This window comes from Vreelandella sp. 2A-K22, from assembly GCF_054065485.1.
Window position 1 is genome coordinate 63,693 of sequence record NZ_JBSUGC010000014.1, and the last position, 20,198, is coordinate 83,890.

The 20,198-nt window shown below is 57.0% G+C and carries 19 protein-coding genes and 1 tRNA gene; 16 read left to right on the forward strand and 4 right to left on the reverse strand.

What is annotated here, in order from left to right:
- Positions 1-86 precede the first annotated feature (86 nt).
- Together ACW17M_RS18335 and ispB are read right to left on the reverse strand one after the other, a co-directional pair.
- Positions 87-163: transfer RNA gene (locus ACW17M_RS18335), tRNA-Pro, on the reverse strand.
- Positions 164-264: 101 nt separating this feature from the next.
- On the reverse strand, positions 265-1,269 hold the full coding sequence (gene ispB, locus ACW17M_RS18340) for an octaprenyl diphosphate synthase (protein ID WP_457547918.1): 1,005 nt from the start codon (positions 1,267-1,269) through the stop codon (positions 265-267).
- Positions 1,270-1,603: 334 nt separating this feature from the next.
- Between ispB and rplU the strand changes: the two genes are divergently transcribed.
- From rplU to proB, 4 genes are all read left to right on the forward strand, one after another.
- Entirely contained in the window at positions 1,604-1,915 is a 312-nt protein-coding gene (gene rplU / locus ACW17M_RS18345) for a 50S ribosomal protein L21 (protein WP_039859961.1), read from the forward strand.
- A 29-nt stretch (positions 1,916-1,944) separates the two neighbouring features.
- Positions 1,945-2,202, forward strand: a complete 258-nt coding sequence (gene rpmA / locus ACW17M_RS18350; RefSeq protein ID WP_008957069.1) for a 50S ribosomal protein L27 — start codon at positions 1,945-1,947, stop codon at positions 2,200-2,202.
- Between the two features lie 187 nt (positions 2,203-2,389).
- Positions 2,390-3,577 (forward strand): Obg family GTPase CgtA, encoded by a 1,188-nt coding sequence (cgtA, locus tag ACW17M_RS18355; RefSeq protein ID WP_009287884.1) that lies wholly within the window; start codon positions 2,390-2,392, stop codon positions 3,575-3,577.
- Between the two features lie 201 nt (positions 3,578-3,778).
- Entirely contained in the window at positions 3,779-4,918 is a 1,140-nt protein-coding gene (proB, locus tag ACW17M_RS18360; protein ID WP_039859963.1) for a glutamate 5-kinase, read from the forward strand.
- Between the two features lie 20 nt (positions 4,919-4,938).
- On the opposite strand, the gene ACW17M_RS18365 is transcribed toward proB, so the two are convergent.
- A complete protein-coding gene (locus ACW17M_RS18365) occupies positions 4,939-5,952 on the reverse strand; it encodes a DUF1853 family protein (RefSeq protein WP_009287886.1) in 1,014 nt (337 codons plus the stop codon).
- Positions 5,953-6,072: 120 nt separating this feature from the next.
- The gene (locus tag ACW17M_RS18370) at positions 6,073-6,552 is read right to left on the reverse strand and encodes a hypothetical protein (protein WP_039859964.1); all 480 of its coding nucleotides are present in this window, start codon (positions 6,550-6,552) and stop codon (positions 6,073-6,075) included.
- A 174-nt stretch (positions 6,553-6,726) separates the two neighbouring features.
- Between ACW17M_RS18370 and ACW17M_RS18375 the strand changes: the two genes are divergently transcribed.
- From ACW17M_RS18375 to ACW17M_RS18430, 12 genes are all read left to right on the forward strand, one after another.
- Positions 6,727-7,086: a PepSY domain-containing protein gene (locus ACW17M_RS18375; RefSeq protein ID WP_022520757.1), complete on the forward strand. Its 360-nt coding sequence runs from the start codon at positions 6,727-6,729 to the stop codon at positions 7,084-7,086.
- A gap of 38 nt (positions 7,087-7,124) precedes the next feature.
- On the forward strand, positions 7,125-7,799 hold the full coding sequence (locus tag ACW17M_RS18380) for a response regulator transcription factor (protein WP_022520756.1): 675 nt from the start codon (positions 7,125-7,127) through the stop codon (positions 7,797-7,799).
- Positions 7,796-9,184 (forward strand): sensor histidine kinase, encoded by a 1,389-nt coding sequence (locus ACW17M_RS18385; RefSeq protein ID WP_457547919.1) that lies wholly within the window; start codon positions 7,796-7,798, stop codon positions 9,182-9,184. The genes ACW17M_RS18380 and ACW17M_RS18385 overlap by 4 nt, the downstream gene beginning before the upstream one ends.
- A 19-nt stretch (positions 9,185-9,203) precedes the next feature.
- Positions 9,204-11,123, forward strand: coding sequence for an alkaline phosphatase D family protein (locus ACW17M_RS18390; protein WP_039859968.1), 1,920 nt, complete (start codon positions 9,204-9,206; stop codon positions 11,121-11,123).
- 162 nt (positions 11,124-11,285) lie between these two features.
- Entirely contained in the window at positions 11,286-13,043 is a 1,758-nt protein-coding gene (locus tag ACW17M_RS18395; protein ID WP_009287888.1) for an EAL domain-containing protein, read from the forward strand.
- A gap of 114 nt (positions 13,044-13,157) precedes the next feature.
- On the forward strand, positions 13,158-14,123 hold the full coding sequence (phnD, locus tag ACW17M_RS18400; RefSeq protein ID WP_457547920.1) for a phosphate/phosphite/phosphonate ABC transporter substrate-binding protein: 966 nt from the start codon (positions 13,158-13,160) through the stop codon (positions 14,121-14,123).
- 77 nt (positions 14,124-14,200) lie between these two features.
- Positions 14,201-15,061, forward strand: coding sequence for a phosphonate ABC transporter ATP-binding protein (gene phnC / locus ACW17M_RS18405; protein WP_041158978.1), 861 nt, complete (start codon positions 14,201-14,203; stop codon positions 15,059-15,061).
- Positions 15,058-15,876 (forward strand): phosphonate ABC transporter, permease protein PhnE, encoded by an 819-nt coding sequence (gene phnE, locus ACW17M_RS18410; RefSeq protein ID WP_457547921.1) that lies wholly within the window; start codon positions 15,058-15,060, stop codon positions 15,874-15,876. Before phnC ends, phnE (ACW17M_RS18410) begins: the two co-directional genes overlap by 4 nt.
- Before the next feature lie 61 nt (positions 15,877-15,937).
- Entirely contained in the window at positions 15,938-16,753 is an 816-nt protein-coding gene (gene phnE / locus ACW17M_RS18415; protein WP_022520751.1) for a phosphonate ABC transporter, permease protein PhnE, read from the forward strand.
- 34 nt (positions 16,754-16,787) lie between these two features.
- Positions 16,788-17,417: a histidine phosphatase family protein gene (locus ACW17M_RS18420; protein WP_027958201.1), complete on the forward strand. Its 630-nt coding sequence runs from the start codon at positions 16,788-16,790 to the stop codon at positions 17,415-17,417.
- A gap of 65 nt (positions 17,418-17,482) precedes the next feature.
- Positions 17,483-17,995, forward strand: a complete 513-nt coding sequence (locus ACW17M_RS18425) for a C40 family peptidase (protein ID WP_022520749.1) — start codon at positions 17,483-17,485, stop codon at positions 17,993-17,995.
- A gap of 246 nt (positions 17,996-18,241) precedes the next feature.
- Positions 18,242-20,194, forward strand: a complete 1,953-nt coding sequence (locus ACW17M_RS18430; protein ID WP_457547922.1) for a methyl-accepting chemotaxis protein — start codon at positions 18,242-18,244, stop codon at positions 20,192-20,194.
- Positions 20,195-20,198: the final 4 nt, after the last annotated feature.

Sequence of the window (20,198 nt, forward strand, 5' to 3'; positions counted from 1 at the left end):
GTGTGCTACCTATTTGCTACCTAGAACCAATCCAACAAAAAACGGCCACTTGCTGTATTAGCTAAGTGGCCGTTTTCCGGAATTTTTGGTCGGAATAGCAGGATTCGAACCTACGACCTCTGCCTCCCGAAGGCAGCGCTCTACCAAGCTGAGCTATATTCCGAAGGTTGCCGAGCAATGCTTATCTGTGCTCAACAACGGAGGGTGGATCATACTTAGCCAGAGGTGTTTTTTCAAGTCCTCGGCGGTGTGATCTAGCAATTTTTATGCTTGGCGATCAACCGCTAAGCGGGCCAATTGGGCCATGCTGTCGCGGTAGATGCTGGGCGGTAGGGCGTCCAGTTGTTGCAGGGCTTTATCGGCCATCTCTTCGGCGCGCTGGCGGGTATAGTCGAGTGCGCCGGTGGCGTGAATAATTTCCAGCACGGCGTCGAGCTGCTCAAGACCGCCATCGCGAATCACCTGACGAATCAGCTTGGCCTGTTCCGGCGTGCCTTGCTCCATGGCGTGGATCAGTGGCAGTGTTGGCTTGCCTTCGGCTAGGTCGTCGCCAACGTTTTTGCCCATGGCATCGGCGTCGCCCTGATAATCCAGCAGGTCATCGATCAACTGAAAGGCGAGACCTAAGTAGCGGCCATAATATTGGAGAGCGCGCTCCTGTTCCGGCGTTGCTTCTGCCAGCACAGCACCGCTGTGGGAAGCCGCTTCAAACAGCATGGCGGTTTTGCCCAAAATGGTCTCGAAGTAGTCCTCTTCGGAGATGCTGGGGTTGCCGATGTTGGTCAACTGCAGCACTTCCCCTTCCGCGATGATGCAGGTAGCGCCGGAAAGGATCGCCATAATGCGCATCGAGCCCACATCGACCATCATCTGAAACGAGCGGGCGTAGAGAAAGTCACCGACCAGTACCGAGGGCGCATTGCCCCAGGCGTCGTTGGCGGTTTTCTTGCCCCGGCGCATATGCGATTCATCCACCACGTCATCGTGTAGCAGCGTGGAGGTGTGCATAAACTCTATTAATGTGGCCAGCGGAATATGCTTGTCGCCGGTGTAGTCGAGGGAGCGGGCGGCTAGGAGTGCCAGTAAAGGGCGCAAGCGCTTGCCGCCGCTTTCGGTAATGTACTGGCCGATCGTTTCAACCAGTGGCACTTTAGAGTTGAGCTGCTCGACAATTGTCCGATTGACGGCTGCGAAATCATCGGCCACCACGGCATGCAGCGGTGAAGGCGTTGGGCTGTCAGGCTGGGCTGAGGAGACGTTAGCGGTCATGGGATACGTTCATCGCGGCAGATTGAGGCGGTAACTCCCGCCCATAGTGGAGGTCATGCTATGGGGCTGCCTGTTAGGCGTCAAGACACGCGCTGTGGTCACGCTATGATATGCCGTTATAAGGAGATGGTCGTGTCAATTGACAATAGCCTATGGTCTTGTGGTAAGAGAAGATAGTCGTTATAATCCGCGACCCACTCATCTTGCTCCCTGTCAGATGGCTCCAAAAGGGGCGCCACTCGCAGCAGGTCGATAAGAGCACGACTCGAAAGAGCGTAGGAGATGAGTGCCGTTTAACCGTTAGAACGGCATTAACGACAGTCCGGAGAGCGACATGTACGCAGTTATCAAAAGCGGTGGTAAGCAATACCGCGTTCAAGAAGGTCAAACCCTCAAGCTCGAGAAAATCGAAGTCGCTACCGGCGAAACGATTGAGTTTGACGAAGTGCTGATGGTCGCTGATGGCGATGACTTCAACATCGGTGCGCCGATGATCAGTGGTGCTAAAGTCTCTGCCGAAGTGGTTTCCCACGGGCGCGGCGATAAAATCACCATCATCAAGTTCCGTCGTCGTAAGCACCACATGAAGCGTCAGGGCCACCGCCAGTGGTTCACTGAAGTCAAAATTACCGGAATTTCTGCGTAAGCGGTCAATTCCCTTAGGAGGATTTTGCAATGGCACATAAAAAGGCAGCCGGCTCCACGCGTAACGGTCGCGATTCCGAGTCCAAACGCTTAGGTGTAAAACTCTTCGGTGGCCAAGCGGCGACTGCAGGTAACATCATCGTGCGTCAGCGCGGCACGCGTTTCCACGCGGGCACAGGCGTAGGCCTTGGTCGTGACCACACACTGTTCGCACTGAGCGACGGTTTTGTGAAGTTTGAGACCAAAGGCCCGAAAAACCGCAAGTTCGTTAGCATCGTTTCTGCCTAAACGGCTAGTGCTATGCTCGCGGTTGCGAGAAAAAAGGCCCCGCTATGGCGGGGCTTTTTTGTCGGTTAAATCTCTTTTCCAATACGCTTTACCAGAATGCTGGGTTTTACCAAGATACTGGTGGGAATAAAGGTTGGAGAAAAAGTAGTGCATATATTAGGGCGGCGGAAGCGGCCGGGAGAATCCAATGCAGTTCGTCGATGAAGCCTCGATTATTGTTGAGGCGGGCAAAGGCGGCAATGGCTGTCTGAGCTTTCGCCGCGAAAAATATGTGCCCAGGGGCGGCCCCGATGGGGGCGATGGCGGTCATGGTGGTAGCGTTTACCTAATTGGTGACGATGCTCTTAACACCTTGATCGATTTTAAATTCCAGCGCTTCTATAAAGCCCAGAACGGGCAGGGCGGCATGGGCCGCCAAATGAGCGGTAAGGCCGGTGAAGACCTGCACGTCAAAGTGCCGGTGGGCACCACGGTGATTGATGAAGACACCCTGGAAGTCATCGCCGATGTGACCGAAATTGGCCAGGTGGTGCTGGTGGGCGAAGGTGGTCGCCGTGGTTTGGGTAATATCCACTTTAAATCGTCTACCAACCGCGCACCGCGTCGGACGACACCGGGTACCGACGGTGACCGCCGCAACCTGCGCTTGGAAATGAAGGTAATGGCCGATGTGGGCCTGCTGGGCATGCCCAATGCGGGTAAGTCTACGCTGATTCGCTCGGTGTCCGCCGCCAAGCCCAAGGTCGCCAACTACCCGTTTACGACCTTAGTGCCCAACTTGGGCGTGGTAAAACTGGGTATGCACGAGCACTTCGTAATGGCCGATGTACCCGGCTTGATTGAAGGAGCCTCTGATGGCGCCGGTTTAGGGTTGCGCTTCCTGAAGCACTTAACCCGCACGCGGCTGCTATTCCACGTGGTCGACGTCGCACCGTTTGACGAGTCCGACCCGGTGGAAGCGGCAAAAGCCATTGTTCATGAGTTGGGGCAGTTTTCTCCGGCGCTTTCTGAGCGGCCGCGCTGGCTGGTGCTGAACAAGTTTGACCTGCTGCCGGAAGATGAGCGCGAAGAGCGCGCCCAGAAGATTATTCAGGCGCTCAACTGGGAAGGCCCGGTGTTCCGCATTTCGGCGATCAGCAGCGATGGCACCGATAAGCTGGTTCAGGCAGCCTACCGCTGGTTGACCGAGCAGCGCCGCCTTGAGCACGAAGATGAAGAAGCGTTGGCCCGTGAAGAAGAGATGCGCCGCCGCATGGAAGAGGAGTCGGTCGCGCGTACCGAAGCTCGCCTGGGCCGTCGGCGCAAGCGGGACGATGAAGATGATGAAGACTTCGACGACGATGATTACGACGTTGAAGTTGAATACGCCCCTTAGTGGTATTGAGCGGGTGCATTCGGTAGTCAGCTAAAATCGGTAGTAAGCTAAAAGGGGGCTGCGTTCGCGCGGCCCCTTTTATGGGCATCTGATTAAGTTGCAAGTGGCTGATTTAGTGGTGAGTATCTGATTTAGTGGTGAGTATCTGATTTAGTGATGAGTGCCTGATTAAGTTGTTAGCGTCTGATTGAGGTGGGTCGCATGGAAAGTAACGAGCAAATCCTGGGCCGCAGCGCGCTCAGCCGTGCACGGCGGGTCGTGGTGAAGATTGGTAGTGCGCTGCTGACTAACGATGGCCGCGGCCTGGACGAACCTGCCATCGGTGGTTGGGTGGATCAAATTGCCGCTTTGCACCAGCAGGGCATTGAAGTGGTACTGGTCTCTTCCGGCGCCGTGGCGGCTGGCATGGTGCGCCTTGGCTGGCAGGTGCGCCCCAGCGCCGTACATGAGCTGCAGGCGGCTGCGGCGGTAGGCCAAAATGGCCTGACCCAATGCTACGAGCAGCACTTTGCCCGCCACGACATGCTCACCGCGCAGATTCTGCTTACCCATGACGACCTTTCCAACCGCAAGCGTTACCTTAATGCGCTCTCTGCGCTGCGTACGCTGGTAGAGATGCGCGTAGTGCCGGTGATCAATGAAAACGACACCGTGGTCACCGATGAGATTCGCTTTGGCGACAACGACACGTTAGGCGCGCTGGTTGCTAACCTACTGGAAGCGGATGCGCTGCTGCTATTGACCGACCAGGAAGGCCTGTTTGACGCCGACCCACGGCACAACCCCGATGCCCAGATGATTGCCGAAGGGCGTGCCGACGACCCACGCTTAGCCGCCGTGGCAGGCAGCGGTGGCGCGCTGGGGCGGGGCGGTATGACCACCAAGGTGCGCGCGGCGCAGTTGGCGGCGCGCTCCGGGGCGGTCACGGTGATTGCCAGTGGCCGCCAGCCCGACGTAATCAACCGGATAATGTCGGGCGAAGCGCTAGGCACGCTGCTGCGTCCTGACCAAGTGCCCATGGCGGCACGCAAGCGCTGGTTGGCGGGTCAACTGCAGGTGCGTGGCACGCTGGTGCTGGATGCGGGGGCGGTCAAGGTATTGCGCGATAAAGGCTCAAGCTTACTGGCAGTGGGCGTGCGCGATGTACAGGGCGGTTTCAAACGCGGCGATATGGTGGTGTGTGTGGATGAGCAGGGTGCGTCAGTGGCCAAAGGCTTGGTGAACTATGGCGCTGATGAAGCGCGCCAATTGGCGGGCCAGCCCAGCCACCAGATCGAAGCCATCCTCGGTTACGTGGAAGCCCATGAACTGATCCATCGCGATAACCTTGTCGTTATATAGAGGCTTATTCTGGTCGTTTTTCAGTCCCGAATGCGGGGCGGTAGAGGCACTTGCCGGGGCCAGTCATCAGGTACCAAAAATAGCCGCTCGTAGCGTTGTTCATTGTGCTCCCGCTCTGAGAAGCACAGCATTACTTGCTGGGGTGAGCGCCAGGCGTGAACCTTTTCGATAATGGCAGGCAACTGCTCCGCCGCAGGGCGAAAAGCGCTGAGGGGCGGCGGGGCTAGCCAGTGAGGTTTTTCCAACCACGCCATGCGCGGCATGGCGGGAAACCGGGCTGCCAGCGCAGGCCAGTCACGTAAGTAGCACCAGGTACCTCGGCGATGGTCTGCCGTCGCGCCTTCGGGCGCTGGCATGGCGGCGTGCCAGGGGTAGTAAAGTACGCCGGGCATCGCCAACCGCTGGGTTAACTGCTCGCCTAAACGCAGATCAGAAACACCCAGATCCCGTGGCGTTAGCCAATGCGTAAGCGTTTCCAGCGCAGGCGCCGTGGTGGAAAGGGGGAGCTGGTGACGTCTGAGGTGAGAGCACTTAAGCGCCAGGCTGTCTAACCCGCCGGGGCCAATCCAGCGGCTTTGACTATTGGCTGCCCCAGGCCCTTCAGGCAGCCCCAGGTAGAACTTAATAGCGACTTCTAAATGTATCGGTGCCGGGTTGTCGCGGGTTCTGTACAGCATATCCAGCTCGCCCAGGGTGTTGCGCTGGCGGGTGATGCGCACGTTCCGGGCGAGCAGCCGTGTATTCGGTGCGTGATCTAATAGCATATGCCACAGGCGTTCGTGGTAATGGCCCATGCGCGTTGCGCGGCTGCCGTTCAACGCGGTTAGCGGTGATAGGCCAAGCTTACGTAGCCAGGGCAATAGTGCTTTCTCCAGCCCTAACTCTTTAATGGTGGGCCGCCCTCCACAGGGAATCGGCGGAGGAAGCACCACAAGATCAGGCGTGGAGATCAGCCAAGCCAAATCTCTTAGCACTGACACCGTGTTGCCGAGTTCTACATTCTCCAGCGCGCCGTCAATGCCTTCGTTCAGCACGGATATCTCCTCAGCAACCTGATAAGGTCAGCACTATCACTTTAGCTACATGATTTGTCAGCCTACCATAAACGCAGCGGGCTCCCCGTGGGGAGCCCGCAAAGCGATTAGCTGGATAAATTAATCGCGGTCAATTTGAGTCACTTCGGAAGAACCCTGACGGACGCTGATTTCTAGCTCACGGCCATCTTCGCCGCGGCCTTCAATATCGATGATGCCGCTTTTATCGATATCGAGATCTTCAAATTCAACCATACCCTCCTGGCTAGCTACGTCCAGTGCTTGACGGATATCGTCTTCGCTCATACCCCAGGCACCGGTAATCAGGCGCTCGCGTTTCTCTTGTAGCGTTTCACCGTTATCAAGAGAAAATTCCACATCGGCGTACCACTCATCGTCCAGCCAACCTTCTACCTCTACGCGGCCACGGCTTTTAATGCTAACTTCTTCGTAGTGGCTGAAACCGTAGTTATTGGCGTGGGTCAATACGTCATCAATGCGATCCATCGGTAGCGAATCGTCGGCCTGCACACTCCCTGCAGCCGCAGCAAGCAGCAGCGCAGAGGTCGGGATCAGCAGCATTTTTTTCATGGTGTTCATGGCAAATTCCTTCTTTACGTATCTGTACGAGAATCTCTGTACGTCAATGTTTATACAACAGTGAATAAACGGCATTCAGCGAATGCGACAGTGAATTTATACCACCCCGATACTTTCCTTAAGCTGACAAAGCTGTTCATCTAACGTTCATGTTGCCTTTGGCATGCTGACCCTATGAGTAAAATCCTACGCCACTTTAAAAAGCTACTGCGCAGCGTCCCTCGCCGCAACGTCACTGGGTTAGCCTTGGTGCTGTTGCTGGCGGGTAGCGCGGTGGGTGACCAACATTGGGAGTCGCTACATGGCGAAGTGCGCCGCGGTGAGGTCGTGCCTCTCGACACTATTTTGGATTGGCTGGAAGCGCACTATATAGGGGAAGTGCTGGAGGTTGAGGTGGAACGTGAAGGGGGTTATGTCGAGTATGAGATCAAATTGCTTGGCCCCCAGGGCCAAGTGGTCGAGTTCGAGTTTGATGGCCATAACGGCCAATTGATGGCCATTGAAGGGGTGCGTATCAATGATATGCGCCGCTAGCCTGTTGATGTCACTTGCCAAAAAAGGGTAGTTAGCCGATGAAGTGTTTGTTGGTAGAGGACGACCAGGCGCTGGCTCGCGAGCTTAGCCAAGCATTGCGCGATGGCGACTGGCTTGTAGAGCATGCGGCTAACGGTCAGGATGCTGATTTTCTGGTACGCACGGAAGCCTACGACACGCTGATTCTGGATGTCGGACTACCCGATGGCGATGGCACTCGCTGGCTTTCGGCATGGCGGGAAGATGGTATCGACCTGCCGGTGTTGATCCTTACCGCCCGGGAACGCTGGGCCGATAAAGCCGCGGGTTTTACTGCCGGGGCGGATGACTACGTCACAAAACCCTTTGAGCCCGCGGAAGTACTGTTTCGCCTGCGCGCCCTTGTGCGCCGCAGCCACGGCCATGCCCATCCAGTACTGAAAGTGGGTGAGTTGAGTTTGGATACCCACACCCAGCACGTCACCTTGGCAGGGCGTCCGGTGGGATTAACCGCCCAGGAAACCCGACTGCTGGGCTATTTAATGCACGCCGCACCGCGGGTGGTGAGCCGCACCGAGCTCTCGGAGCACGTTTATGACCGCGACCACGAGCCGGACTCCAACGTGATCGATGTTCAGGTCAGCCGCCTGCGTCGCAAGTTGGGCAGTTGGCGAATTGCCACCCTGCGTGGCCAGGGCTATCGCTTATTAGCAGAAGAGCCCGCTACCGAATGAGTCGACTCAATTCGGTCTGGCCTGAACTTTGGGTAAGGCGCTGGGCAAAGCGCTCTATAAGCCTGCGGCTACTGCTGGCGGTGCTAGTGATGATAGGGCTAGCGCTGCCCGTTGCGGGCACGCTGCTTTCTCATCATTACCGTGCCTCGGCCACTCAGGCCTTTGATGAGCGCCTGGGGGCCACCCTCAACGTCATCATGGCGGGCGTTACCTACGACCGCATAGAGCAACAGCTTGTCCATGACCGGGCGCTGGGCGACCCGCGTTTTGACAATGTCTACTCCGGCTGGTATTGGCAAATCACCGATGGCGAGCAGCATACGTTGGCCTCGCGCTCGCTGTGGGATCAGCGCCTGCCGGTGATTGATAGCGACACTCTTAGCGCTCGCTCGATACCTGGCCCTCGGGGGCAGTCGCTGCGCGTGGTGGAGCGTGATATCTATTTGGCGCCGTTAGAAACGCCGCTACATATTAGCGTCGCCGCCCGGGACGATGTGTTGGCCCGGGACATTGGCGAATTTCAGCGCCTGCTGTGGGGCGGTTTAGTGGGCCTGGGCGTGTTGTTGCTTGGCGTATTGGCGCTCCAGGTACGCTGGGGGCTAGCGCCACTGCGCCGCATGCACGCCAACCTGCATGAGGTGGAGCAGGGGCGCGCCGAGCAGTTAGATACCCGCTTGCCCGACGAGCTGGCAACGCTTGCTGCCTCAATGAACGCGGTGCTGGCCCGCGATCAGCGCTTGATTGAGCGTGGCCGCCATACCGCTGGCAACCTTGCCCATGCGCTGAAAACCCCGCTGAGCGTGATGCGCCTGCAGCTACGCCAGTTGCCGGAAGCGAACCGAGCCGCCTGGGAGGTTGAGCTAGAACGCGTGGATAGCGCGGTACGTCATCATTTGGCACGCGCTTCAGCGGCGGGCGAAGGCGTTCGCTTTGCGCCCATTGATTTACATGCCACCCTGGCGCCGCTGCTCAATGGGCTGGCCAGGCTTGCCCAGCGGCGTGGCATTGAGCTGCGCCAAACCTGGGCGGGTGAGATTAAAGTCCATATGGATGGGCAGGATATTCAAGAGCTGGTGGGTAACTTAATGGATAACGCGCTGCGCTGGGCGCATAGCGATGTGCAGCTACAGCTAGAGAGTGACGGGCAGCAGTTAACCTTGACCGTTAGCGACGACGGCCCCGGTATGAACGAATCAGAGTGCCAGCAGGCGGTGCAGCGCGGTAAACGGTTGGATGAACAGCGTTCGGGCAGTGGCTTGGGTTTGGCCATTGTGACTGATCTTGTCGCTCTGTATAGCGGCCAACTGCACCTTAGCCGCGCCAGCACTGGTGGGTTAAAAGTCGTGGTGGAGCTGCCCGTCGTCGCGCGTAATCGTCTCGTATAAATAATGGAGACCGCACCGAATGAATCGTACAGATACGCTGCCCGATATAGTCGCCGGCCCCCTATTAAGACGTATCAGCACTACACGGCTGGTACTTTGGCTCGTCGCCACTCGGCCACTGAACATGGCATTAGTGCTGCGCCCAGGGCACGCCGATAGCCAGTCAATCGGCTTAGCGCACCACCAGCAGTGCATCCCCATCGGTCAGCGGGCCTTTATCTACCTAATTGATTGTGAGCTTGAGTCAGCGCTGCCCTGTGACGAGCGCATCGAGTACGACCTGCAGGTGGGAACACAGCAGGGCGAGTGGCGCTCTCTGCCCGAGTGGGCGCCGTGGCTCTGTTATGATGGCGCCGCCTATCCTGCCTTTGTGATTGCATCCCGCCATCACCGCCTGATGCATGGCTCCTGCCGCAAGCCCCATCACGACAGTGCCGATGGCCTGGTGCGCGCCGACAGTTGGCTTGCTGAGCAGCAGTCAGCGCCCACCGAGTGGCCCGCTTGGCTGCTGATGACCGGTGACCAGGTGTACGCCGACGACGTGGCCGGGCCGATGCTACGCGCCGTGCATGCGTTGATTGAGCGGTTAGGGCTGGTGGATGAGCGGCTGGAAGGCGCGACTGTCGACGATAGCCAGGCGCTCTACCGCTCGCCGGATAGCTACTATCGGCGCGCGGAGCTGCTGCCCGATGTGACCAGCAACGCGGCACTGCGCGAGCGCTTCTTCGGCGGTGTCAAAAAGCCAGTGTTTACCTCGGCGAATGCCCATAATCACTTGATGACGCTGGCTGAAATGCTCGCCATGTACTGCCTGGTGTGGTCGCCGGTGCCCTGGCAGGTGATTGCCCCTAAAGCGCCTGCCTTAGATGAAAAAGACGCCGAGCTCTATCGTCAGGAGCAGGCGGTAATCGATGCCTTTGCTGAAGGCTTGCCCCAGTGTGCTCGGGTGATGGCGCATCTGCCCAGCCTGATGATCTTCGATGACCACGACGTTACCGACGACTGGAACCTAACCGCCGACTGGGAGCGCGCCGCCTACGGTCACCCGTTCTCTAAACGTATTATCGGTAACGCTCTGGTGGCCTATCTGCTTTGCCAAGCCTGGGGTAACGATCCGGATAAATTGAACCCGTTAGCCCATCATGCCTTGACCCTGCTGGGTGATGGCGAACAACCGCTAGTCTGCGCTGAACAGGATGGGCTGATCGAGCGATTGCTGCGTTTTCAGGGCTGGGAGTTTCAGGTGCCCGGCACTCCCGCACTAATTGTGCTGGATACCCGCACCCGACGCTGGCGCAGCGAACGCAGCCCGCATCGGCCTTCAGGCTTGATGGACTGGGAGGCGCTAATGGAAATGCAGCAGGCGCTAATGGGGGCCAAAAGTGCGGTGATTGTCTCTCCCGCACCGATGTTCGGCGTCAAGTTGATAGAGGGAATCCAAAAGCTGTTTACCCTTGCCGGTAAGCCGTTGGTGGTGGATGCCGAAAACTGGATGGCGCACCGGGGAGCGGCCAATACGCTGCTGCAGATTTGGCGGCACTCCAAAACCCCAGGCAACTACGTGATTCTATCTGGCGACGTGCACTACTCGTTTGTCTACGACATTGTGGTGCGTCATCAGCGCCGTTCTCCCCATCTGTGGCAGATCACCTCAAGCGGGATCAAAAACACCTTTCCCAAAAATCTGCTCAATACCTTTGACCGGCTCAATCGCTGGCTCTATGCGCCGTGGTCGCCGCTTAATTGGTTCACCAAGCGCCGCAAGCTAAGCGTTCACCCCCGCGATCCTGACCGCGCCAGCGCGGGTGAACGGCTGTGGAACGCCAGCGGCATTGGCTTAGTAACGCTGGATGAAAAAGGCCACCCTATCGATATCCGACAGCTCGACGCCGACGGTAGCGAGGTGGTCTTTCCGGCGCGAGAAAAACCGCTCATTTAACGTCAGTGTAGCGTCAACTGACTGATGTCCTTGATGATTGTCATTATAGCGTCACAAAAATGACGCACGCTTGCTTGCAGCTTATCAACCAACTCCAGGGAAGGTGACACATCATAGGAACCACCGCTGGTTATTAGGGTGGCAGAATAGGGCAGCAGGCAAATGACCGCACAAGAATCGCAGTGGTTGCAAAAGATTATTGCAACAGAAGAGTTGCACGTGCTCTTTCAGCCCATTGTGGATGCCAGCCAGCAGGCGATTTATGGCTACGAAGCACTGATTCGTGGGCCTAAAACATCGCCGCTTCACTCGCCGTTACGACTGTTTGAAGTAGCCACTCAGGCCGGAAAGCTGGTGGAATTAGATATACTCTGCCGACGGTTAGCCATCTACCGCTTTGCAGAGCTCGATCTGCCGGGCCTGCTGTTTCTTAACGTTATGCCGTTGACGATCGTAGAGCGTGATTTTCGCGAAGGCTTAACGCTTGGCTTTATTCGTGACAGCGGCTTGCCCCCAGAGCGGGTGGTGATCGAGCTCACTGAACACGTGCCAATCCACGACTACGAGCTAATGCGCCAAGCGGTGGATCACTACCGCACCATGGGCTTCCAGGTGGCGCTGGATGACCTCGGTGCAGGTCACTCAAGCCTGCGCCACTGGTCGGAGCTGCGCCCGGATTTCGTTAAACTCGACCGACACTTTATCTCCGGCATTGACCAGGATCCTGCCAAGCGAGAGTTCCTGCGTTCGATTCTCGATGTGGCGCGTAGCCTGGACTGCCAAGTGATCGCCGAAGGGGTGGAGACCGCTGCTGAGCATCTTTGCTTGTGGGAACTCGACCGTGGGCTCGCACTACTACAAGGCTTCTATTTCGCCCGACCCAACCAGCAGCCGCCTTTAGAACTCAATATGGTGCTGCCAGCGAGCACCCAATTAAAAAGCCCTGCGGGTCGCACCACGCGCTCGATTTTACGGGCTACCGATGCCATAACTACGGATTGCGCAGTGCCGTATATCTCCGAGCGATTTCGCCAACAACCCAGTTTGCGCTGCGTGGCCGTGCTGGAGAATGGTAAGCCCGTGGCTGTGGTGCGACGCAACTCGTTTTTAACTCTATTTACCAACCCCTATAGCCATTCGCTTTATGCCAAGCGCCGTGTGCTGGACGTTGCTGATGCACGCATGCTGGTGGCCGAAGCGGATACTCCGCTTGAGATTTTGAGTCAGAAGTTGACCGACAGCCGGGATATTGAGCAAGAGGACTTTGTCATCGTTAACGCTAACGGTGACTACCTGGGGATGGGCAATATCGTTGACCTTTTGCGTGAGATTACCGCGATTCAGGTGCGCCAAGCGCGGCATGCCAACCCGCTCACCGGCCTGCCGGGTAATATCCTGATCAATGAAACCCTGGCGGCTTATTTGGCCTCCGGGCATGGGTTTGCTGCGGCCTATGTTGACTTGGATAACTTTAAAGCCTTTAACGATGCCTATGGCTACGCCCGAGGTGACCACATCATCATTTCGCTATCGCGGCTGCTGCAAGCACAGGTAGAGAATGCCGGGGGCTTTATTGGCCATATTGGCGGCGATGATTTTATGATGTTGCTGCCGCTTGAGTACTGGGAAAGTGTTTGTCAGCAAATTCTACACTCATTCGAGGTGATGGCTCCGGGCTTCTATGAAGAGGCTGACCGCCTTCAGGGCGGGATTCACATCGAAAACCGTCAAAATAGAATGACGTTTTTTCCCTTTGTGAGCGTCTCGATTGCGGTAAAACCCATCCATGATACGACTACCTGCCAATCGCTGGATATCGCAGGCGAGCTTTCTGAGCTGAAGCACCAGGCCAAAAAAATTCCCGGTAACAGCCTGTTTGTAGAGCGCCGCGGTCACGAGGCTTTTCAAGCTGTAGATTAACTGTCCTTCGCCAAAACGTCACGAAGTGGTCATATAAGTGCCCCATTTCTGTCATCTGGAGTCGTCAGGATGTTGTCATCTTTTAATAACTCTACAGAACGCTACAGGTGACCCATGCAGACATTATCCCTCTCCCGCACGTTAATCAGTGCCGCCGTTGCCAGTGCCTTCGCTTTGGCCGCAGTGAACGCCTCTGCGGATCTGTCTTCACGCTATGTGGATAACGATGGCGATATGGTCGCCGATGTCCCCAGCGACGAGTCACAGTGGGTTGACCCGGATACCTTGGTGTTTGCCTATACACCGGTTGAAGATCCTGCGGTTTACGCTGATGTCTGGTCTGGTTTTTTGGATCACCTGAGCGAAGCCACCGGTAAAAAAGTGCAGTTCTTTCCGGTTCAGTCCAACGCTGCCCAGCAGGAAGCGCTGCGCGCTGGCCGTCTCCACGTAGCCGGTTTCAATACCGGCGGCGTACCGGTCGCGGTTAACTGCGGTGGTTTCCGCCCTTTCGCCATGATGGCCGCGGAAGATGGCAGCTTTGGTTATGAGATGGAGATTATCACCTACCCAGGAAGCGGCATTGAAGCCGTTGAAGACTTGCAGGGTCGCCAACTAGCGTTTACCTCAGAAACCTCTAACTCTGGCTTCCGCGCCCCCTCTGCGCTGCTGCGCTCTGAGTACGGTATGGAAGCGGGGGAAGATTTTGAGACCGCTTTCTCTGGTTCTCACGACAACTCCATTCTCGGCGTGGTCAACGAAGACTACGACGCGGCGGCGATTGCTAACTCCGTGGGCAAGCGGATGATTTCCCGCGGTGTAGTGAACGAAGGTGATTACGAAATTATCTACACCTCACAAACCTTTCCCACCACCGCTTACGGGCTGGCGAATAACCTGAACCCGGAACTTGCCGAGAAGATTCAGGATGCGTTCTTCAGCTACGACTGGGAAGGCACGGCCCTCGAGTCAGAATTCGCCAACTCCGGCGAAGCGCAGTTTATTCCGATTACTTATCAGGATAACTGGGCGGTTATTCGCACTATCGCTGACGCCAACGGCGTGACCTACGACTGCGATTAATCTTTAAGCAGTACCCCAATACGATCGGCCAGGAGGGCAACCTTCTGGCCGAACCGCTATGTAGATGAGGCACTTCCATGTTGACACTCACCGGCGTTGGTAAACGTTACCCTACCGGGGATCGAGCGCTGACGGATATTGAACTCACGCTGCCCAAAGGCCAAGTGATGGCGCTGATTGGACCATCTGGCGCGGGTAAAAGCACACTGATTCGCTGTGTGAACCGGTTGGTTGAGCCTACTCAGGGCAGCATTCGCCTGGACGGCACGGAACTGACGAAGCTCTCGGGACATAAGCTGCGTCATGCCCGCCGCTCCATGGGAATGATTTTTCAAGAGTATGCGTTAGTAGACCGCCTAACCGTGATGGAAAACGTGCTTTCAGGTCAGCTCGGTTACGTGGGCTTTTGGCGCAGCTTCCTGCGCCGCTACCCGCAGGAGGCTGTGATTGAAGCCTTCCGTCTATTGGAGCGAGTGGGGTTGCCGCATGCCATCGATAAACGTGCCGATGCCCTGTCTGGCGGCCAGCGCCAGCGGGTGGGTATCGCCAGGGCGCTCCTGCAAAGTCCTAAGCTGTTGCTGGTGGATGAACCCACCGCCAGCCTTGACCCAAAAACTTCGCGCCAAATCATGCGTTTGATTCGTGAGCTGTGCGCAGAGCGCGAACTGGCGGCGATCATCAATATTCACGACGTAGCGCTGGCCCAGCAATTTGCTGACCGCATTGTCGGCCTGCGGGCGGGTGAAATCGTCTTTGATGGCCTTCCCAGCGACCTCACCAGCGAGATCCTCACCACGATTTACGGTGAAGAGGACTGGGACACCACGCCTGAACCAATGGACGATGAAGTCAGCGGCGATGAGGCGACTAACACTGCTCCGATTAATCCTCCCTACGCGCGGGTGATGTCGTCAATCGAAGCGGGGGCAGCACGATGAGCGAGCAGGCACGCCAGCAGGCGGCGCAGCACGGTCAGTGGCGGCGACTACCGCTAATTGACAGTCCCCGCTTGCGCTGGGGGCTCGCCATTGGTGCAGTGGTGTATCTGTCTTTAGCGCTTGCCTCGGTTGAGGTGAACTGGGAGCGGGTGGCGGAAGGCGCAGGCCGTGCGGTTAATTTTTTAGGCGCCTTTATGCAGCCCGACTTTGTCAGCCGCTACGACGATATCGTCGCGGGATTGCTGGAAAGTTTGACCATGACGCTCACCTCCACGGTACTGGGTGTGCTGCTGGCGATCCCCGTGGGTTTAGGGGCAGCGCGTAACATTTCACCACTGCCGATCTACTTTGTGTGCCGCGCGATTATCGCCGTTTCGCGCACGTTCCAGGAGATCATCATCGCGATTCTGTTTGTGGTGATGTTCGGCTTCGGGCCCTTTGCGGGCATGATTACTCTGGCCTTCGCGACGATTGGCTTTATGGCCAAGCTACTGGCGGAAGATATTGAAGATTTGGATTGGCGGCAGGTAGAAGCGGTACGCGCCACGGGCGCCAGTTGGTGGCAAACCATGAACCACGCCGTGCAGCCCCAGGTCATGCCGCGTTTGATCGGGCTCTCCATGTACCGTTTGGATATCAACTTCCGTGAGTCCTCGGTGATTGGCATTGTCGGCGCAGGCGGTATTGGCGCCACGCTGAATACCTCGCTGAGCCGCTATGAGTACGACACCTCCGCGGCGATTCTGCTGATTATCATCGCCATCGTGCTGCTGTGCGAGTACAGCTCAAGCCATGTCCGCCGCTGGACTCAGTAAACGCTGATTCAGTAACTGCTGGATCCGTAAGTTCTGGCCCCTTAATTTGTCGAGAGTTTAAATGCCTGTTTCCACTACACCCCAGGGTCAGCCGGTTTGGCGGCGGCGCACCACCCGCGCTCAATGGTTGCAGTACCTGGCTTGGCTGGCGGGTGTCAGCCTATTTCTGCTCTGCTGGAAGATGATTTCCGACAACACCATGTGGGTGTTTGTGGAAGATGCCGGCCGCCAGGGAGCAGATTTGATCAGCCGCATGACCCCTCCCGAATGGAGCTACGCCAATGTGCTCTGGAAGCCCATGTGGGACACCATCAATATCGCCACTTTGGGCACCGCGTTAGGGATTATGATGGCGTTTCCGGTGGCATTTTTAGCCGCCCGTAACACGACGCCGCATCCGCTGGTGCGCAGTTTGGCGCTGATGGTGATCGTTTCATCGCGCTCCATTAACTCGCTGATTTGGGCGATGCTACTGGTCACCATTCTTGGCCCCGGCGTACTGGCGGGGATTATTGCCATTGCCCTGCGCTCCATCGGCTTTGTGGGCAAGCTGCTTTACGAAGCGATTGAAGAGATCCATCCCACGCCCGTTGAGGCGATTAGCGCTACCGGCGCGAGTCGACTGCAGGTGATGAACTACGGCGTGCTGCCCCAGGTAATGCCCGCGTTCGCGGGGATTAGCGTTTACCGCTGGGACATTAATATCCGTGAGTCGACGGTGTTGGGCTTGGTCGGGGCAGGTGGTATTGGTCTGCAGTTGAATGCCTCGATCAATAGCCTCGCCTGGGATCAAGTTAGCGTCATCTTTATTATGATTTTCGCTACCGTGCTGGTGTCGGAGTGGATTTCCGCACGCGTGCGTCACGCAATTATCTAAACTGCAAGCTGCCTAAATCGGCGAGGTTACCCCTATGCGCTTTCCTGAAGCCGAACAAACAACGATTGACTTACTGCGCCACGGTGAGCCGGTGGGCGGGCGTATGCTCCGCGGCTCCACCGACCATCCGCTGAGTGAAACCGGCTGGCAGCAGGTGACCGATGCAGTCATGAGGCAAACGGTCGACGGGCATTTGCCCTACGATGCGATCGTTACCTCGCCGTTAACACGCTGCCGTGAATTCGCCTTATGGCTGGGCGAGGAGTTTGATCTGCCCGTTCAGGTGGAAGACGATTTCGCCGAGTTGCATTTGGGGCAGTGGGAGGGCAAAACCCACGCCCAGGTGTTTGCCGAAGAGGGCACCGAGCGAATGAGTGCCTTTTGGTTCGATCCTGCCGCGGTGTCTCCCCCCGGTGGCGAAACCCTGCAAGCCTTTGACGCGCGATTAGCCGAGGCCTGGCAGCAGCTGTTAAGTAACCCGCCTGGCAAGCATGTGCTGGTAGTGGCGCATCTATTTGTCTGCAATGGCCTGCTGCGCCAGGTGATCGAGCAGCCGCTTTCGCGGGTACTGGCAATGGATTTACCCTACGCGGCAATGAGCCGGGTGCGGCATGAACGCCATGCGCTGGGTGAAACCAGCTTTGTCGAGTGGATTGGCCGCTAACCATTGGCGGCTAGGCATGCTTTGCGCCATCATGAAAGCATGTTGATTTATTGGAGCGGCTGCCCATGCTACTGGTTCGCCTGTGGCCTCTACCTTGCGGGTTGGCACCTTCTGGAAGGTGGCTGCTTACCTGCCTGTTACTACTGGCACTAGCGGGTTGTGCCAGCCGCGATCTTACCCCCATTGAGGCGCCTCCTAACCGCGCAGGACTCTCTATGGAGCGTGCGCTGATTCTCTCCCATGCTCAGCAGGCCATTGGCACACCGTATCGTTTTGGGGGAAATACGCCCGATGGTCTGGACTGCTCTGGTTTAGTGGAAATGACCTACCGGGCGGCGGGTATTCGTGTCCCGCGTTCCGCCGATGAACAGTTTCGTGCCTTGCCACAGGTGAAAAAACCACGCCCTGGTGATCTGCTTTTCTTTGGCGACCGTCGCAAAGCGACCCACGTAGGAATTTATCGTGGCAACGGCCAAATGATTCATGCACCTGGTAAGGGTCGTGCAGTAGTCAGCGTGCCGTTAGAGATCGATTACTGGCAGGCGCGCTTTTTGGGTGCCGCCAGTCCAGCGCCTTAAGGGGCGCTCAACTCAGCCGCTTGGTAGGCCGGACAATCCGTCAGACTTTATGATTTGAATCAATATAGAGTTCCCCAAACGCCCTATACTCGCGCCGCTTGTCGTTATTTTATCCACTAAAATTAATCGTATTTCACTAAACGGCAAAGTGCGGCAGACTTAGCTAAACGCGTCAGTTGATGCGGACAATAATAATCAAGCACGCCGCTTACCTCCCCAACGACGCTATCTGTTTGAGGCTAAGCTATGAAAACTATCGTTAACCGCATGTCGATGCGGTTTAAATTTGTCTGTGTATTGCTGCTTCCCTTGCTTGCCCTGGCTTGGTTTGCTGCGCAAGGCATTATGGAACGGCGCGAGACGGTGCAGGAGTTTGATCGTCTTCACGCCTTGACCCAACTGGCCCAGCGTGCCGGTGACGCCGTGCACCAAATGCAGCTTGAACGGGGCATGACCGCTGGCTTTCTGGGCAGCGAAGGTAATGCCTTTGGCGATCAGCTTAATCAGCAGCGTCCCAATACCGACGCCGCTGTCCAGGCTTTCCAAGCTCAGCGTGATGCCTTGGATCCAGCGCTGTTAACGCCTGCTGCCCAGCAACGACTCAACGAAATCGACGCCCAGTGGCAGCGCCAGGCAACCTTACGCAAGCGTGTCGATGGCCTTGATATGGCGATGGGTGATGCGTTGAGCCACTACACTGGCATCAACGGTCAACTAATGGCCTTTGTGGGTACGTTGTCGCATCTAACCAGCGAAGGGGGTATTGCTCGCCAGCTAAGTGCCTACTACCAACTGCTGGAAGCCAAAGATTTAGCGGGGATTGAGCGGGCGATGCTTTCCAATGCCTTCGCCAGCGACGGCATGCCCGACGCTACGTTACGCCGTTTCTTGTCCTTGCTGGGCGAGGAACAGGCATTCTTGACAAGCTTCCGCCTGTTGGCTGGAGATGAAAGCCGCGACCAGCTTGACCAGGCATTGAGCGGTGCAGAGATCGAGCGTCTCTTGGCTCGGCGCGAATTGGCGATCAGTCAAGCGCAAGCCGGCGGTTATGGTGTCGACCCGGAACAGTGGTTTGAGTGGCAAACGGTGAAAATTGCCCGCCTTAAAGCGTTAGAGGATAGCGTGGCAGATACAGTGGTGGCCCAGACTGTCGCGCTGCGTGAGTCGGCCCAACAGGCACTTTGGCAGTATGCGGTAATTGCGCTCGTGGCCAGCTTGATGGCGATTGTCGCTGCCGTATTGATCGTACGCGTAATTACCCAATCGCTTAACCAAGCGCTAACCAGTATCGCGACCCGGGGTAGCGATTTGACACAGCGCTTAGTGGTGCCGGGTAGCGATGAGTTATCAAAGCTATATCAGGCGTTTAATGAATCGTCGGAAGTTACCGAAGCGCTGGTCGCTGACGTTAAGCGCAATGCGCAGTCGGTGGCGGTGGCCAGCAATCAAATGGCGCAGGGTAATCAGGATCTTGCCCAGCGAACCGAAGAGCAGTCCGCCTCGCTGGTGCAAACCGCGTCGAGCATGGAGCAGATCACCGCCACGGTGCGCCAGAGTGCTGAGAACGCGCAGCAAGCCCAGCAGATGACCGGTGAGGTGGTTCAAGAGGCAAAAGAAGCCACCGCAGTCGCTTCTCAAACCCAAGCCGCCATGCAGCTTATCCTGCAAGCCAACGAGCAGGTGACTAGCATTGTGGCGACCATTGATAACATCGCTTTCCAAACCAATTTGCTGGCGCTTAATGCCTCGGTTGAAGCGGCGAGAGCCGGTGAGCATGGGCGTGGTTTTGCGGTGGTTGCCGATGAAGTACGCAAATTGGCTAGCCGCAGCGCCCAGGAGGCCAGCCAGATTCGCCAATTGATCGATAATAATGTGACCAAAATTTCAGAAGGCGAAAGCCTGGTGACTACCACCAATGAAGCTCTGGGGCGGATTGCTCAACGGGTAGGGCAAATGGCAAGCCTGATGGATGAAATGGCGTCGGCTACCCATGAACAGTCGGCGGGTATTGAGCAAATTAACCGTGCCATGGCCCAGTTAGAGGAGGTGACCCAGCAAAACGCTGCATTGGTTGAGGAAATGGCCGCGGCGAGCCGCTCCCTTGATGATCAGGCCGATGATATGACCCGCAAAGTGAGCGATTACCAAGTGCGCGATACAGCGTTGGCCACCCAGCGTTTAGCCCTCTCTCCCGCGTAGCTTA

Excerpts from the sequence above, each read along its gene's own strand:
- ispB (WP_457547918.1), bottom strand. The coding sequence starts at position 1,269 with ATGACCGCTAACGTCTCCTCAGCCCAGCCTGACAGCCCAACGCCTTCA.
- rplU (WP_039859961.1), top strand. The coding sequence starts at position 1,604 with ATGTACGCAGTTATCAAAAGCGGTGGTAAGCAATACCGCGTTCAAGAA.
- rpmA (WP_008957069.1), top strand. The coding sequence starts at position 1,945 with ATGGCACATAAAAAGGCAGCCGGCTCCACGCGTAACGGTCGCGATTCC.
- cgtA (WP_009287884.1), top strand. The coding sequence starts at position 2,390 with ATGCAGTTCGTCGATGAAGCCTCGATTATTGTTGAGGCGGGCAAAGGC.
- proB (WP_039859963.1), top strand. The coding sequence starts at position 3,779 with ATGGAAAGTAACGAGCAAATCCTGGGCCGCAGCGCGCTCAGCCGTGCA.
- ACW17M_RS18370 (WP_039859964.1), bottom strand. The coding sequence starts at position 6,552 with ATGAACACCATGAAAAAAATGCTGCTGATCCCGACCTCTGCGCTGCTG.
- ACW17M_RS18375 (WP_022520757.1), top strand. The coding sequence starts at position 6,727 with ATGAGTAAAATCCTACGCCACTTTAAAAAGCTACTGCGCAGCGTCCCT.
- ACW17M_RS18380 (WP_022520756.1), top strand. The coding sequence starts at position 7,125 with ATGAAGTGTTTGTTGGTAGAGGACGACCAGGCGCTGGCTCGCGAGCTT.
- ACW17M_RS18385 (WP_457547919.1), top strand. The coding sequence starts at position 7,796 with ATGAGTCGACTCAATTCGGTCTGGCCTGAACTTTGGGTAAGGCGCTGG.
- ACW17M_RS18390 (WP_039859968.1), top strand. The coding sequence starts at position 9,204 with ATGAATCGTACAGATACGCTGCCCGATATAGTCGCCGGCCCCCTATTA.
- ACW17M_RS18395 (WP_009287888.1), top strand. The coding sequence starts at position 11,286 with ATGACCGCACAAGAATCGCAGTGGTTGCAAAAGATTATTGCAACAGAA.
- phnD (WP_457547920.1), top strand. The coding sequence starts at position 13,158 with ATGCAGACATTATCCCTCTCCCGCACGTTAATCAGTGCCGCCGTTGCC.
- phnC (WP_041158978.1), top strand. The coding sequence starts at position 14,201 with ATGTTGACACTCACCGGCGTTGGTAAACGTTACCCTACCGGGGATCGA.
- phnE (WP_457547921.1), top strand. The coding sequence starts at position 15,058 with ATGAGCGAGCAGGCACGCCAGCAGGCGGCGCAGCACGGTCAGTGGCGG.
- phnE (WP_022520751.1), top strand. The coding sequence starts at position 15,938 with ATGCCTGTTTCCACTACACCCCAGGGTCAGCCGGTTTGGCGGCGGCGC.
- ACW17M_RS18420 (WP_027958201.1), top strand. The coding sequence starts at position 16,788 with ATGCGCTTTCCTGAAGCCGAACAAACAACGATTGACTTACTGCGCCAC.
- ACW17M_RS18425 (WP_022520749.1), top strand. The coding sequence starts at position 17,483 with ATGCTACTGGTTCGCCTGTGGCCTCTACCTTGCGGGTTGGCACCTTCT.
- ACW17M_RS18430 (WP_457547922.1), top strand. The coding sequence starts at position 18,242 with ATGAAAACTATCGTTAACCGCATGTCGATGCGGTTTAAATTTGTCTGT.